General features: G+C 53.1%; 15 protein-coding genes and 1 pseudogene. 2 read left to right on the top strand and 14 right to left on the bottom strand.

Annotated features, from left to right (window positions below; genetic code table 11):
• Positions 1-992 precede the first annotated feature (992 nt).
• Complete coding sequence (locus QMK52_RS13310; RefSeq protein WP_005790861.1) at positions 993-2381, top strand: lipid II-degrading bacteriocin; 1389 nt, start codon at positions 993-995, stop codon at positions 2379-2381.
• 745 nt (positions 2382-3126) lie between these two features.
• On the opposite strand, the gene QMK52_RS13305 is transcribed toward QMK52_RS13310, so the two are convergent.
• The 10 genes and pseudogenes from QMK52_RS13305 to QMK52_RS13260 all read right to left on the bottom strand — a co-directional run.
• Positions 3127-4005 (bottom strand): PoNe immunity protein domain-containing protein, encoded by an 879-nt coding sequence (locus QMK52_RS13305; RefSeq protein ID WP_005790865.1) that lies wholly within the window; start codon positions 4003-4005, stop codon positions 3127-3129.
• 92 nt (positions 4006-4097) lie between these two features.
• Positions 4098-4697: a hypothetical protein gene (locus tag QMK52_RS13300; RefSeq protein WP_005790867.1), complete on the bottom strand. Its 600-nt coding sequence runs from the start codon at positions 4695-4697 to the stop codon at positions 4098-4100.
• 13 nt (positions 4698-4710) lie between these two features.
• Entirely contained in the window at positions 4711-5295 is a 585-nt protein-coding gene (locus tag QMK52_RS13295) for a papain-like cysteine protease family protein (protein WP_005790869.1), read from the bottom strand.
• Between the two features lie 384 nt (positions 5296-5679).
• Positions 5680-6420 carry a helix-turn-helix transcriptional regulator gene (locus QMK52_RS13290; RefSeq protein WP_320404172.1) on the bottom strand — a complete coding sequence of 247 codons (741 nt, stop codon included), beginning with the start codon at positions 6418-6420 and terminating at the stop codon, positions 5680-5682.
• 288 nt (positions 6421-6708) lie between these two features.
• Complete coding sequence (locus QMK52_RS13285) at positions 6709-9291, bottom strand: autotransporter outer membrane beta-barrel domain-containing protein (RefSeq protein WP_320404171.1); 2583 nt, start codon at positions 9289-9291, stop codon at positions 6709-6711.
• 68 nt (positions 9292-9359) lie between these two features.
• Entirely contained in the window at positions 9360-9947 is a 588-nt protein-coding gene (locus tag QMK52_RS13280) for a hypothetical protein (protein WP_216092030.1), read from the bottom strand.
• Complete coding sequence (locus tag QMK52_RS13275; protein WP_122733607.1) at positions 9944-10576, bottom strand: hypothetical protein; 633 nt, start codon at positions 10574-10576, stop codon at positions 9944-9946. Before QMK52_RS13275 ends, QMK52_RS13280 begins: the two co-directional genes overlap by 4 nt.
• A gap of 459 nt (positions 10577-11035) precedes the next feature.
• Positions 11036-11425 carry a hypothetical protein gene (locus QMK52_RS13270; protein ID WP_320404170.1) on the bottom strand — a complete coding sequence of 130 codons (390 nt, stop codon included), beginning with the start codon at positions 11423-11425 and terminating at the stop codon, positions 11036-11038.
• On the bottom strand, positions 11425-12885 hold the full coding sequence (locus QMK52_RS13265) for a hypothetical protein (RefSeq protein ID WP_320404169.1): 1461 nt from the start codon (positions 12883-12885) through the stop codon (positions 11425-11427). The genes QMK52_RS13270 and QMK52_RS13265 overlap by 1 nt, the downstream gene beginning before the upstream one ends.
• Before the next feature lie 9 nt (positions 12886-12894).
• Positions 12895-13068: pseudogene (locus QMK52_RS13260) on the bottom strand (DUF637 domain-containing protein); the annotation flags it as partial.
• Positions 13069-13642: 574 nt separating this feature from the next.
• On the opposite strand from QMK52_RS13260, the gene QMK52_RS13255 reads away from it, so the two are divergent.
• The gene (locus QMK52_RS13255; RefSeq protein WP_320404168.1) at positions 13643-13891 is read left to right on the top strand and encodes a DUF6124 family protein; all 249 of its coding nucleotides are present in this window, start codon (positions 13643-13645) and stop codon (positions 13889-13891) included.
• Between the two features lie 276 nt (positions 13892-14167).
• On the opposite strand, the gene QMK52_RS13250 is transcribed toward QMK52_RS13255, so the two are convergent.
• The 4 genes from QMK52_RS13250 to QMK52_RS27395 are packed head-to-tail and all read right to left on the bottom strand — an operon-like array spanning position 14168 to position 15418.
• Entirely contained in the window at positions 14168-14479 is a 312-nt protein-coding gene (locus QMK52_RS13250) for a colicin (protein ID WP_320404167.1), read from the bottom strand.
• Positions 14476-14766 (bottom strand): polymorphic toxin type 50 domain-containing protein, encoded by a 291-nt coding sequence (locus QMK52_RS27400; RefSeq protein WP_413817846.1) that lies wholly within the window; start codon positions 14764-14766, stop codon positions 14476-14478. Before QMK52_RS27400 ends, QMK52_RS13250 begins: the two co-directional genes overlap by 4 nt.
• Before the next feature lie 58 nt (positions 14767-14824).
• On the bottom strand, positions 14825-15100 hold the full coding sequence (locus tag QMK52_RS13245) for a hypothetical protein (protein WP_192984039.1): 276 nt from the start codon (positions 15098-15100) through the stop codon (positions 14825-14827).
• A gap of 30 nt (positions 15101-15130) precedes the next feature.
• Complete coding sequence (locus QMK52_RS27395) at positions 15131-15418, bottom strand: polymorphic toxin type 50 domain-containing protein (protein WP_413817839.1); 288 nt, start codon at positions 15416-15418, stop codon at positions 15131-15133.
• Positions 15419-15423 lie beyond the last annotated feature (5 nt).

Raw genomic sequence — 15423 nt, 5'->3', positions numbered from 1 at the left:
GCTTGGCAGTACTCGATCCAAATGTGGGAGGGGGCTTGCCCCCGATAAGCATGGGTATCTACACAACTCTGACGTAGCAACCATCAGTAACCACGATGCGAAGCGAGCCGCTCTTGATCTTGATCTGCTTTTGATCTCAGGCGCCCCGTCAAACCACGCTGGCCGGAATTCGACAGGGATTTGGGGGGTAAACCGGCAGGGATGCCGGTTTAGCCGCCCCGCGCCATGGATGGCGCGTGGCGGCGGCCCCCCAAATCCCTGTCGGATTACGGGCACACCGAGCCTGAGCGAGGTGCCGAGTGGTGGGGCGAAGGCCTTTTGCTTACTTTTGGGCGTCTCCAAAAGTGAGTCGCTGTAAGAGCGAAACCATAAGCGGCCGTTACCGCAGCAACGGATATGTACTCGGTCTGATCCAACATCCTGGTCGGCTGTCAGGCCGCCTTCGCAGGCAAGCCAGCTCCCACATTTGGATCGCGTCGCATCATTTAGATAGTCGGTGGCTGTCAGGCCGCCACGGGAGCAAGCTCCCTCGCCACAGGTTCAGGGCCATGCCAAAGTTGTGTAGAGACCTATGCCCCGATAAGGGAGTGTCAGTTAGCAAATCTGTAACTGCCCCAACGCCATCGGGGCATAGGTCTCTACACAACTCCTGGCATGGCGCTGTAGCAGGCCATCGCGGGGTTTGCTCGTCTTGGGGGAAGCGAGCTATGTCGGCAATTGCAGGAAGAGGTTGTGGGCATCATATCGTTTCTCCTTTTTAGGGCAGACCGCCAGGAGCGTTCGGCGCGTCTTGAGTGCGCAAATAACCCGCACATCAGAAAAAATGCACAAATGCATATTTTTCCTTGAAAACTTCACTGTATGAATACACAGTATCAGTAGGCCTCATCTTATGCCGATTCATCGCTACCGACGAGCAGCGCGGCGAGGCCGAGCCAGAGGGGTAATTCCCAACAATTGACCGAAATATATATCGATAAGGATATCGACTCATGACTATCGTTCTTCCACCCATCGTCGTCACTGCCACCGAGCCCGGTTACCCGGCAAATCCTGGAGGCCTGCCGTTTCCCGCGCCGAACCCGGCAGTTGTGTTCCAAGGGCAGATGCTGGAGCGCTTTGCTTATTATCGCCAGGGGTTGTGGCGCGAGATGCTAATCAAAATCGCCAACGAACAGGTCACCTGGGGAATGACAGGGGGGCCAGCGCCAGGGATCGTCCATGATTTGCAATCGGTGCCGTTTGCAGATAGCTATCTTTACTTTAATCCGGGCCTGACTTCTGGCCATGGTCTGAATTACGCCCAGCAATATTTCCAATCAGGTGGCGTAACCTCCTCTCCAGGCCTCTCGGGCGGTGACCTGACTCCGGTCGCGGCCGTTGGGCACTTTCTTTACGGCAAAGGTACTCCAACCGAAACCTCAATCAACCTATTCGGGCTGAACTCACCGAGCATCTCAAGCGCTGTGTTCAATGATGTTCTAGCCTCAGCGCCAATTGGAACGTCGCCGATTTCCATTGGCAATATTCCTTTTACGCCAGACGCCACGTCCTGGCAGCTTGCAACGTGGATAGACAATCTTTCCCTGACCTTGCAAGGCACCCTCAATAAGGGTCAAGACGGTAGTTATCAATTTAACGGCTCTGTATCCGCCGCCAACCACACCTACGATTCGATGCCTGCCGGTTTCAAAGCGGCCATCGGCGAAGCGGCTGCAAATACGCTTCAAAGCGTATTTGACGCTCATGGCGCTATGCCCTTTGAGGTCGTGATCAAAGGCGAAACCGCAGTTACCGTTACCAAAGAGCTCACACCCGATGAAAAGGCTGCCTATACAGACGCTGTCAGCTTCGTATCGACCGCCAACGAACAAATGCTTCAAAAATATGGTGCCAACTTGAGCAAAGTCGCCCAAGACATGCAGGCTGAGATCGCTGGCAAGAAAGTCAGAAGTTATGCGGAAGCAATGGCGACCTTTGAGAAAATCAGCGCTAACCCCGCTATGAAACTGAATGCGTTGGACACCCAAGCAGTGGTTGATGCGCTGAATGCACTGGATAAGGCGAGCTTTGCGGATAACATCACCCGTTTGGGCAAAGCATTCGGTGTGGTCGGTAAAGTCGTACAAGCAGAAGCCATCCGCGAGAAAACCGTTTCCGGTTTTCAAACCGGCGACTGGAAGCCTCTGATGCTTGAACTTGAAGCGATGGCAGTCGGCACAGGTGCTGGAATTTTGCTCGCCACCAGCATGGCGTTCTTCTTTCCTGTTTTTGCGTCGGCTGCCGCTGGAGTCGTCGTGGTGGCCTTGATGATGGCAGCCACCGCTGCCTATTTTGATGCAGCCAAAGTCGATGAGATCAACAACCTGATTCTTAACTAAAACAAAGGGTCCGGGCGAGCCGAGTCTTGTCCGGGCCCAGCGTGTTAGGATTAAAAATCGTACAACAGGATTTCCGAGCAATGAACAAGTCAATCAAACAGTGCATACCTCTGCCCTATTTATTCATTGCAATGACCATGGCACCTATATTTTTCATAGCTTTTTTATTTCCTGCAAAGGCCACATCCGCGCCCTATACAAATATTGAAAGCTTCATAAACACCTACCTGCTCGGCGTGGTAGGGTTTTGGTCGTCTAACTTCCCTTTCAGCTCCACAGTCATAACAAACTACATTGGCTTGTTCGGACCGATATTTGCGGTGATCTTTTTCTTGAAGGTCCGCAAGGGGATGATCATCGATGCCGATCAATATGCAAACATGACCATCAGCAAATATCTGTTCGGCCTGATAGTTTTATCGAGCTTTATCTATATGATCATATCCGTGAGCTATTTTTACCCGCATGATCTGGCGACTCACAACTTGAAATGGCGATTGTTTGGCACACACATATTCACATATGCAATATTCTCTTCGGGCGTGCTATTTATTATTTACTTTATTACCTTGATTTCATACTTCTCCTTATTATACATACCGAGACTTTTAATAAAAAAGAATAAACAGCACTAGCTTCACGCCATATAGCAAGATGACGGATAAAAGGATATTTAGTCCCGAAACAGGTGTAAGCCTATTTCGGATTGGAGACCATATCCCCTTCTCCCACTGCCACACCAATACTAGTGCCCTTTGCTGTCTTTACGGCTTTTCAGCCCCAGCAACCGCCCCCACCACCCAGACTCGGCACTTGAATCAGGTGTTGGTATCACTTTCTCATTGGGATGTAGCAAATCACCCGGATAGTGCTCATGCCCAATGCAATCGCTGTCCTCAAGCCCAAATACTTTCACGGCGGCGACCGCCTCAAAACACCAGCGGCCGAAGTAGCTTCCCATCTCAAGTGGGTGCATTACCGGATCACCATAAATGTACCACCACGGTTGCTGTTTACCGCGCCTGTTCAGCTCTGGATACCAATGCTCCACGAACGCCAGCAGTAGAGTTGCTTGCTGCGCCTGTTGCGCATCAATTGCCTTGAGCAGTCTCGCATATGGCTTGGCGTGTAGCAGCTTCTCCCCAATTTCCCGCTCTGGTTGGCGGTACGCAATGATCCGATCCAGCAGAATGTCCTGCCCCCCATCACCTATTAACGCAACCAATCGAAGCCACTGCTCATCGGGAATTTCCAGAGCAAGCGCTAGCCCCACCAGCCAGAAACAATAGATGTAATGGTTTAAATCGGTCAGTTCGAAGGTCCAGTCTCGGCAAGTCTTAAGATCATTTTCAGCGCATATTTTGTCGGACTCTCGGTTGGAAATTTCCCATGCATCCAGAACGCCGGGGAAGAATGTTGCAATCGTCGTAATATTTCCACCACTCGAGTAGCCCCGTATAGCCGCGCGCAAATTATCTTTGGCAAAGTCAAACGTAAATTGCGCTCTATATACGGGATTAGCCGAAGGCTCCGACAGAATCTTGCCGGCACGCTCAATCCATTGCAGATCTTTTGCCTCACGATCATCCCAATACTGCTTACTTCCCCAAGGTGCACGAATCATGGAAAAACTCCATTCAACGCCGCCTTTTTACAGGCGGCGCCTTTATTTACAAGGCAAACCCGGACAGTGTCCGGTGATTACCTAAGAGTTGATCAACTGCCCAACAGTCCACTGGTGTCCGCCTCGAAGCGCTTGCGGGCCTGATCAGCCGCCGGTTTGAGCAGCATGAGCAGCGCCGCCTCACTGTACAACTGAGTGACCGCCAGTTCCTTGGGGGTCGGCTCAATCGGGATCAGCACATCTTCGCTGTCTGCGTGCAGCCAGATTGCCACAACGTGCAATGCCGAGATGAACAGCACTCGCAGCTCAACGGTTTTACCTTGCAATTGCGGGGACTGTTCCGCCATTTTCAGCGCATCCACCGTCGCCGCGGCCAGGGGCCCGTGGTTGAGCGAGGCGAACTCGACATGCCCGCCTACGTCGGCCAATTGCGCATCCGCAATCGTCACGCCATCGGCAAACACCAAGTAATGCCAATCGCCGACCTCAGCGTCTTTCAGACCTTTACCGTGAGTCAAATCCTCGAGGGTGAGCGAGTAGCCACGATAGGCTTCGCTCAGCCTGATGTTGCCCGGTGCGGCGGCCGCGAATGAGTGATTGCGCCCCAGGCCCTGGGTTTGCAGCGCGGCTTGCAACGCCGGACGCAGTGTCTGTACGCCGTTTGAGGGCGCCTTTGGATAAATCAGTTGCATGATGCAGCCCTCCTCAGTTTTTTACGGTGAAGTAAGTGTTGGTCCAATTGCCGCCGCCGTTGTACGAACCGGGGAACGCGTTCAACGCACGGGTCGAGTAACCGTAGATCGAATCTGCGATCAACAAGTAGTTGCCGTTGGTCCCATAGATCACCAAAAAGTGCGCACCGCCACCGTACCAGGCACAACGCAAACCGATGGGGCGGCCCCTGTTAATCTGGTTCTGGATGGCCGACATCTGCAACGAGCCTTGATTCATGCCGTTATAGCTGCGCGTGGTTCGTAAGGCGGAATCCAGATAGCCGTAGACGTTGCACGGTCCAGGTTGGTTGCAGCAGTTGCGGTCAAGCTCGCTGCTGGCTACACCGCACTGGGTCCAGGACCCGGTGCCATAGTAGTTGCCGACCGAGGCAGAGAGCGCCGCCCAGCACCAATTGCTCTGGGTTTGTCTCTGCATGCTGAAATTGAGACTGGCGGCAGCCATTGCTTGGGGCTGTGCAGCCGCTTTGACTTCGACCAGTTGCGGATCGAGCAGATGGCCGACCAGGCAATTGGGCGGTGTGTCGCCGGTGAGTCGGGTTGTTTCAGTGGATAACATTTTTCAATCCTCCATGAATGAAAACCAGCGTCCTGCTGGTAAGCGCGTAGCGGTGTTGCTGAGCTTTCGACGTTCAAGGTGGCCCATATTTGATGGGGGCGTTGCGATCTGGCTCGAGGTAACCCTAGACGCGCATATGCATATACGCAAACTCATTAATGCATTGGTGCATTTTTTTTTGACAAATGCCTGTGGTTTGTCTGGCGGAGTGAACCTCAAAAATCCCTCGCCACAGGTTTAGGGTCGTACCGAAGTTGTGTAGATACCTATGCCCCGATGAGGGAGTATCAGTCAGCAAATCTGTAACTGACGCACCGCCATCGGGGCAAGCCCCCCTCCCACATTTGGACCGAGGCTGACAGGGAAGCCTATCGCCAAATCAAATCACACCAATCGACAGTTACTCGGGGTGTAACCCATGGTGCGTTTGAACATTGCAGTAAACGCACTCGGGCTCTGATAGCCATGCTCCAACGCCACTTCCAGGATCGACACGCCACTGGCCAGCCGCTGCATGCTGAGCAACAAGCGCGTGCGCTTGCGCCATTCGCCATAACTCATGCCCAGTTCTTTCTGGAACAACCGAGCCAGGGTGCGTGAACTCATATTGAGTTGCGCCGCCCAACTCTCCAGTGTCGATTCCTGGGAAGGGTTGTCGATAAAGTCGGCACATAGCGCCTTGAGCCGCGGCTCATCCGGAATCGGCACATGCGCCAGCACCCTTTGCGCACGGTCAAGTTCCGAGAAAATCAGCTCGACAATCTGCACATGACGCAACGACGCCGGCTGGCTGCCAGGCTCATCGCCCGCAGCCACAATCAGCTCGCGCAGCAAGGGCGAAACCCTGATCACCTCACACGCCTGCGCCAACCGACCGTGCGCCCCCGGCGAGATCAACAAAGTGCGCATACGCACCTCGCCGGTCATGCGGATCTGATGCTCCATCGCCGGGGGCACCCACAGCGCGTGCCCAGAAGGCAGCACCCAGGTTGTCTGCTGCACCGACACCAGCATCACACCGTTGATGGCATAGACCAACTGGCCCTCGTCATGTCGGTGAGCAGCCACGATGTCGCCGTGAAGATAGTTACCGGCGAGGGCCGCCAATGGGGTATGCGCGTTCATTTCAGCAAGCCGCGAGCAGGTCAGGCCGGCCACTGTTGGAAGGATCCTTGGGCATCATGTCGCTTCTCCTTTTTTTGAACAGAGTGACCCATTGGGCCTCAGTGGCCACTGGGTCCAATACTAAACAAAGAAAGGGTGCGGGGAATTGCGTATTAGGGTGGGTACTGTGAAAAAACGTCGAGTAAAAATTAAAAAAAACAAAATATCGGCGAGCAAATTTCAAGAAAAAAAGATTATTGCTTTTGGGGATAACAGGGGCTCGCAAAGAGCCCCTGTTCGGGTTGAACCCTAAAACGCGTAACGCGCCTTGACCATCACCCCATCAGCATCAAACCCGCTACGCGCCTGGCGGGTATAGCTGGCGCCCACCGTCAGCGCCGACACCTGATAATTCAGGCCCAGGCTGGCTTCGTAACTGTCACGTGCGACCGAAGCGCCCGTGACGGTAAACGCCGAACCGCCCAGCACAAAGCTGGAGGTTTGCGCCACGCGGTCGCCCATCAGGTCGTGGTAGGCCATCAATGTGGCTTCCGGTTGCAGGCTGCCAGTGGCCAACGGGAAGTTGCCGGCCAAGCGCACACCCGCGCCCAACTCGCCCACTTCATAGCGTTGCGAGCCGGTGCTCAGTGCCGCCGAAGAGCCCTTCTCGGTGAAGCTGTCCATGCGCACGTTGGAATAACGTGCCGCCACTCGCGGCTCTATCACGGCAGCATCCGACAGCTTGAAGCTGTAGCCGCCCAATACGCTGGCCGACAACACATTGCTGTCGTAGCTGCCCTTGGCGGTAGTACCCGCCACACGACGCTTGCTGTCATTGTCGTTATGGCCGTAGCTCAGGCTGCCGTCGACAAACCAGTTCTGCAGCGACCAGTTGCCGTACAACGACAGCGCATGGCCCTGCACGTCGGTCTTGGTACCCAGGTCCGAATGGATGTTGGAATTGAGGTAGCTGTAAGCCACACCCACCGTGGTGCTGTCGTTCAACCGACCATCCACACCCACCGCCATACCGCTGCTGTTGGCCGAATAACCGTTGTCGCCGCTACGGCCATCCTGATCCATGTTGCTGCTCAAGCCTTGCAACCACACACCCACGGCTTCGCGATTATCACGCTGGCCCGAGAGGCGATTGAGGATCGCGCCATTGATCACCGTCTGGCCCGACAAGGCCACGTCCAGCGCACCACGGTTGACGTCCGGCTTGAGTTGCTCGCCCACCTGCGCCAACTGCTGCGCCGTGCCCGCGTTGGCCAGGGCCTGGAACACCGGATCATCCGTTGCCAACTGCCCGAGCACGTCATTTTTTGCTTCGTTGACCACAGTCACGACAGGGTCAGTGGCGCCCGCGCTAGTCAGCTCCTCTTGCACCTGCTGATTGCTCTTCAAGCCCACCACGGCCTTGACCGTTTGTGCATCGGCCGAGTAACTGAGCACGTCCAGCAACGACGAAGTGCTGGCAACCGACAGACCGTTGTTCTGCACACTGCTGGCTTGCAGCAAGGTGTACTCGGTGCCGCTCGGCACGGCAGTGAAATCGCCAGGGGTGGCGCTCAAGGTCACTTTTGATGCCTGGGCGAAATTCGCCGCACCGTTGACCGTCAGGTATGGCGTGGTTGGTACCACGCTGTTGGCCAGACGCATATCAATGCCTGCACCGCTGGCGACGTTGAGGTCACCGGTGAGCGCCGTGCCAGGGGCCGACAGGTTCAGAGAGCCCGAGTTGATCGACACCGGCGCGATGATGCGGCTGCCGGAAAAGTCAGCCTGGCCGGCGATGTTGATCGCGTTGACGTTGAGCACATCACCGACGATTTTGCCGCCGGTCCAGTTCAGGGTGGCGCGGTTGGCTGCGTCGATGGCGATGCCGGAGTTGCTGCGGATTTCACCGGCTTGTTGGTTGATTTCGAAGATGGAAGTTTGCTCGGCTGCGTCGACGGAAATCGCCGTGCCATCGGCGATGATCGTGCCGCGGTTGATGATGCCGCGGGAGCCGGTGGGGCTGTTTTGGGTGAAGGTGGCGCCCAGGAGATCGATCGCTTTGGCGTCGGCGCCTTGGGCTTGGAGCGTGCCGGTATTGAGGATGTAGTCGACGCTGCCATCAAAAAAAGCGATGCCTTTGGCGTCAGCCCCAGAGGCTGACATCAAGCCGCTGTTTTCGATTCGTAAAGGCGTGGTGGCAGTTTCTACCTCAAACGCCCAGGCCTCTTTACCGGTCACCGAGACCGTGCCGGAGTTGAGTATCTTGCCGGCAATACTGGTCTGCTGCGAACCGCGCCGGTCCAGAGCAATACCCAGCGCGTCATCTCCCACCAATGCGATGACACCGGTGTTGGAGACATCGCCCGCCACCTTGGTGCCATGCAAATAAATGCCATTGCCGCCGCCCAGTAAGCCGGGGGCTGGCGGAGTGGATTGAATGGTGCCGGAATTGATAATGCTCCCACCGATGGTGGCCCCACCGACTTCAAAACCTTCATAACCACCGTTGTTCATCGTGATTTTTCCGGCCTGGATCACGTCACCCGTGATGGTGCTGGGGCCAGGGTTGACGGTTTGAACTATCTCCGGATCCACGGAAAACGCTTGAATGAAACGATTTTCGGCGTCCAACACAATATCTGCGCGACTGACCAAAGATCCCTGGATATTGGTATTGGCGACACTCACCCCTCTCCAATTACTAATGCCTTGGTTGGCGGTCAGATTCGTGGGCTGAGTCAGTGTTCCAGTGAGCGTTAATGACTCATTGAACGTCTCGCTTATCCAATTAGTCTTGCCTTGACCAATATCCACTTCAACCGCCAACGCCTGGCCGCTGATTGCACCGACCACTACGGCCAACAGTTTTTGCTTGAACGGATTTCGCTTCATTTGAAAACTCCATGTACGACAGATGGCATCGCCATGAACCCTGGCGATTAGAGGTATAAAACAATCGACTACAACAAGCGCCGCTGCACCGCCTCATCCAACGTGCTGCGGGTCAGGGCTTGCACCACCTCATGGGTGTCCTGGCGGAAAGGCACGGCAACGATCAACAGCAACTGCATCCAGGTACGCAGTGATTCACTCTTGCGCACGCGGCCAAGCTCCTTGCCGTCCTTGTCCTTGAATACAGTCTCCAGGGTGAAGGTGTTCTTCGCGGTAGAAGGAATTATGAAAAACGTCACCCCGGTAATGATGGCCGACGCCATGCTGAACTGTTCGTTGTTGTACAAAGTAGCCTCAACATAGAGATCCGCCTCGGCCTTATCCGTACTCACCCACGCAAAACGCCCAGATTCACGAAAGCCCTCGGTAACCGTCGCTTCCCCAACCGCTGCCGCAGCTCCCGCAGCCGTATTGGCCGGCCCACCGTTGACTTGATTCATGACCGTGGTGCGCACGAACACCTTCGGCTTTTGCTGCGGCGCATTGGCCGTGGGTGGCCACTTCTGCACGGGAGGCAACTCGTTTTGCGAATACGTCACGCAGCCAGACAACAGAACCGCAGCGAGCACCACACAGTGCTTTATTGAACCGATCATTTTTGTTCTTCCTTAAGTTGTGGTTGTGCCAACTTTGCCGTGGCGTTATCGAGCAGGGTTGACACCAGTTCATTCAACTTCTTGACCCCCATCACCGGCGACCAATACTCCCGCCCGTAAAGCCCCACGTTGTGCTCAAACTTGATCTGCTGCTTGGCGGCAGCCAGTTCTTTACCGTTACGGTCAACGATCACCAGATCACCGGCCATATCGAAACTGTCGACGTAGATGGGCCCGTTTACCCAAATCCAGATCGTCAGGGTCAATAAAGCCCCCGGGATGTAAGCAGGGTGCGGCGCGCGATGGCCCTTGAGCGATGTCATGTTGAACTTGAGCACCACGTCGTTCTCGCCCAGGCGCACGGGGTATTCGGTGACGTCCTTGAAATAGCCACCGGCCTTGACGTATTGGTTGAGCTGATGGGTGAGTGAACGGCTGATGGCGGTGCGTGTGGCCTCGTCAGCGTCTAGGATTGCGACGGAAACGTCGGCGATTTGTGCGGTACGGGGACTGCTGACTTTCGCGGGGTGGGGAGGAGCACTCAATGGACCGGTGACGGTGTAGGAAACGCAGCCGGTCAGGGACAATGCCGTGAGGAGTGCGGCGGTTTTGAAGAGGGTTTGGAGCACGGAATGTCCTTATTGGGGGGATCTGGTTGGTCTGAATGTGACTTTTGGGAAAGCGGAATAAGAGGTACGCCGGGGGATGCCATACTCTCTGTATGTGCAGCTTTTATAGACAGAAGGGGTCGATTTTAGAAACGTGGATAATCGTGGACGTTAAGCATGTGCCATTCAAATCTGCCCCCTTTTCTCAACGCCCCTTTTTCTACCTGATCGACGACCGACAATTTAAAACTCAGCGTGTAGTCACGCTGACTACGCTTTTTACTTGATTCCATTGATCCATCTGAAAGGCAGATCAGAAGTCGTAAACTTTATTCAGGATGAGACATAAACCTATTTTAGGACTAGACAGGGTGTGCGCTCGCAGCTACCACCGTAGAATAAGTCAAAATTTTTTCATTGTTTTCAGCTACATCAGCCAGCTAGCTAACTGCTAAGTAAGTGCTATTCCTGGCTGACTCTTTACTTTTTCAAACTTTGCCGCATATCATTTAAAATAATCAACACCCTAGAATAGATAAGCAACTGAACCTCAAAAACCACAACACCCTCCGAAAGATGAATTTCTAAAGGAATTGAAATATTCACATTCTGGGTCGCCGAAGCCTGCGAAAACACCGCCGCAGATAGATGACTAGTAATATTTAATATATCAGAATAAAGAATACCAACACTTTTCCCCTCAAATTTTATAACCACACCCTTTTCAAAAATATTTAAGGCACAGCCATCTAAATAAACCTCATATACGCCCTGACCCAGTTCGGGGTCACTACTGAAAGGTATAAAGCCTCCATAACCAGATACATTAAGGCTTTTCAGATGCTTGCTCACTGACTTTGGATGGCTCACTACTTTAGCCCCTTCAAAAAATCTCTAAGTCCTTCCTTGGTAGCAGGAAAACTAAAAGAGAATTGCTCGCCCACTTTCCCCGCCCCTAATGCTGCGCCTTCCTCTGACGCGTAATAACCTTTAAGGGTGACTGTCTTGGCTCCCTGAGACTGAGTGTATTCTAGAAGTTTCTTAAGCGGCCCCACTAATTCGGAAGCCCCGTCCGGACCATAGCCAATAAAACCTTTCGATGTACCTACAGCAAAGTCGTCAAATATAACCTCACCGGCATTCATTGTCACTTTCGGGGAGTATATGGTTCCGACCCCATTAGCAGCATCAAATGAAACTTTCCCAAGATCGGTTGCCACAGGCAAGGTTGTTTTTGAACCAGGAATCAACAGCGGTCGAGAAAACGCCTTGCTATAAGAGCCTACTTCACTTACCCCATCCGGGTAAACAACCTTAATAGCATCATCAGAAACGGTAACGACACTCCCCTTCGGCAAAATATTGCCACTGGCTAATGTCACCGTCTCACTCAATTGCACCGTGGTATTGGCCTGCACAACCTTGCTCTCGACATAAGTCGCGCTACCACGCAATACCGCACCACCCGCTTGTTCGGCGAGCTCAGCCTCAACAGTAGCCGCGACCTTGCGACCCACCACAGCAGCCCGACCAATCGGCATGACGTCGAGTAAAGTAACGTCCTTCAGCCCTCCGACAGTCGCATCCTTAACACGCTCGCGAGTGCTATCCGATGCATCACTTGATCCATCAAACACACTGATTTCCGGATGACGATTGACTGCGGCATTAACACCAAAACGATTGGCATCCGCCTGAAGCGTTCCGCCTGTCGGCCCATAAGACCCGGCACCGTTAGCGGCAAATAATCCGCTGTCGGCCTTTTGCTGGGCGGTAGCCTGGAAAGCTATTACCGGTTTGCCGTACGCAGTCACAACCGAGCCGTCTTTCCATCGCAGCGGCGTGCCTTGGGCGCTCATCTGGTTTACAACGGCTTGGGCAACAGCCATATCGTCGGAGAACTTTCCAACCAGTGGATTTCCCTGCTGAGCGCCTTGACTCAACTGGGCACGCAAAGCCTCATATTTTTGTGCCGCCGCGTTGTCCAGTTGGCTGTCGCTGGCCAGTGTCAGAAACTCTTCCCAACTGAATCCCGACAGCGTTGGCTGCCCTCGCTCGCGGGTAAGTTGAGCCGCTTTTTCCTTTAGCAGACGCTTCTCTTCAGGATGCAGTTGACGGTTATACGCCGTGGCGTCTTTGGCAATATCGATCCCGGTTTGCAGATCACCGTCAACTATCGCTGCGGCCGTAAGCCCCACCAACTGCGACGCAGCGAGCTCCAGCTGTTTGTCACCCTTCACCAACGCACTTAGACGCTCGCTTAACGCCTCGTTTGCCCCCGCGGCCATCGCCCCTGTGACAAACCCTTCGCCTGCCGCCTCACTGAGCAAGCCACCGACCAGCGCGTGCAGCGTCGTTTTCTCAACGCTCGCGTTATCCCATTCTTTATGATCCGCAAAGTCGCCAACCGCGTTGAAGGCAACCCCGCGCAGAACACCTTGCGCCTGGGAGACCAGCGATTGTTTGAGGTTGTCACCAAGGCTGCCACCTTGTAGCGCGGTACCAAAGCCCGCCTGTGCTGCGCCCTGAGCCCCTGAATAAGCCGCAAACTTGCCGACATCCGATGCCGAACCTGGGTGACCAGCCTTTGCGGCCTAGCCTCCGTAGAAGCGGAATAAATCGTTATGGTTGATTAGAAACTGAATTTTTCGAAGCCTTTCTACCGTATTACCGAGCTTCGGAACTTTCCCACGGCCTGACGAGGTTGAGCCTTAGGAACTAACTTGGCTAAGATTCGCCGTCGCAGTAAATCCTGTGGCCGGGTGTCGCAACCTGAAGTAGTCTGAGGCGCGGTAGCGCCATAGCTCTGTAGCAGGCGCTTTTTTATGCCTGCTTACCGCATCTATGGTGGACCGTGTGAGGCGGGCTTTTGCCCGGCCGGTACCCTCGGACACCGGTTTGCGACCCTCGCACGGTCCACCACCCACTCGTGTCGCAACGAAGGTGGTGGCCTCTTAACTGTCTGAGGATCGAGTGGATGTTTTCTACAAATCGAAACTGTCGAGATATTGAAGTAAAGGTCGTGGTGAGGTGTTTGTACTCTGCCGTTAACGCTCATTCAATGTGTGGTGCATTGGAGTGTTGCTCATGAAAACACAAATAGATGATTACGATATGACTAACAGTGTTTTCAATGTGAGGCCTGGCTTGAGCTCCGAAGAAGCATTAGTAAATGCAAGTGAGCTTTTAGCTTCGGCGTCAGTCATGGCTAATGAACAAGCATTTGCTTCAAGCGGATCACAGCGGCTTCAAACCTTCGGCCTGGCCCAGCTAATTGAAAACGCGCAACTTCTAGTAAACGATGCTCTGAGAAAAACGCCCCCAGCAGCCATCTGATTATTAATAGAGGAAAGTAGATGAGGGTAGACCACCACGCTTCTATACGAAATCGTGACCTACCCCATCCATCATTTATATGTGAAACACTTGAGTTTTCATAAATAAAATGGGCGTTTTATAGCCGCCCAGCTTGGCTAAGCATCGAGCTATGCAAGCACACAAAAACAAAGCCACATTATTAAAGAACGATCCACTAACACAGTAAAAAACAAACCCCTACTTTTGCCTATCGGCTAGTTACGTTGTCTAGCGAGGCACCTGTCGCTTTTGCACCTACAAATCATATTCTCGGCGACAGTAGATGAAGCCGTCGAGACATTCAAGACGCCCTATTGAATCAAGCAAAAATTTACAATCTAAATCTACGTGAGAAATTTTGTCTTGACCAATTGAGGCTGAAATATTTGTGGCAATAACCTCTAAGCTTTCCCAGTCAAAGGCTGTAGACGGCCTGTCAAGATAGTAACGAATAAATAATTCCCTATCATCTGACAGGGAAATAGCAATCGCCCTTATTGCCGGATATATCTCACCAATCAGAGCATGCCAAATACATAAAACTAACCAATCAGGTAAAGCTTTCATGGTTTCGCTCCGACAGTAGTAGGATTTATTGGAACAATATGCGCTCCGCTTTTACCTGAATGTATTGTTCCATATTTTGTCGCTAAGCCCGTTGTGCCATCAACACCAATATTTTTGCCAAAATCAACTATTGGCTGCCCTCTTGAACCATAACCTACGACAGGAAACTCTCCCGCATGAGCGCCATTCAACAGTTTTTGAGGATCGACTCCCTCATTAAGATAACTGCGTTTTGGAAGAAAATTGTTATGCCCCAGGATATGCTTGCCTTGCTGGCCTGCATGGATACTACTAGCTACGTTGCCTAGCGAGGCACCTGTCGCTTTTGCACCAACCTAATTACTCTTAAATTTCACGCCGCTTAAATACCCAAATCCCCTGATCAAGTATCGGCTCCGAGGCATCTAGCCGCAAGCACTTCACTATAACCGTCCAGTCATCCTCGTAATCAGCAATCACCTCAGTTTCAACACAGGAGGCAGACTCAAAATCATCATCATCGATTTCTCCGTCAAAATAGAATCTAATATTCAGAATCAGTCCCGATACTGAAAATATAACAGCACGAAGCTTCCCTGAAACCTCACCTAACAATGCTCTTTGAATATTTAGACGGGCCATCACGATCACATCATCAAGAGAACACATTATTCACGGCCTCGCTGGCACAATGTGGATACCATCCTTAGAGTAGTGAATTATTCCATTCGCTGTAGGTGTTGCCACGCCTGCTCCATCTATATACGTCCCTATAGGCCCACCAAAATTCACCCTTTCTTTCGAGCCTGGCATGCCAACTGGAATATTACCAACCTGCTGTCCAGTTCCAGCACTTTCGGCAAGCTTGCGGGGGTCACTGCTCAAAACACTACGGCCTGGCGTGTACGAATTATGACCTGGAAAGTGCTTCTCTTGAGCACTCCATTTAACAGCGAGCACCTCTT

It is taken from the genome of Pseudomonas sp. P9_2 (genome assembly GCF_034008255.1).
Classification (GTDB): domain Bacteria; phylum Pseudomonadota; class Gammaproteobacteria; order Pseudomonadales; family Pseudomonadaceae; genus Aquipseudomonas; species Aquipseudomonas synxantha_A.
The sequence above is the reverse complement of the archived record's forward strand: the minus strand, read 5'-3'. Positions and strand labels throughout refer to the sequence as shown.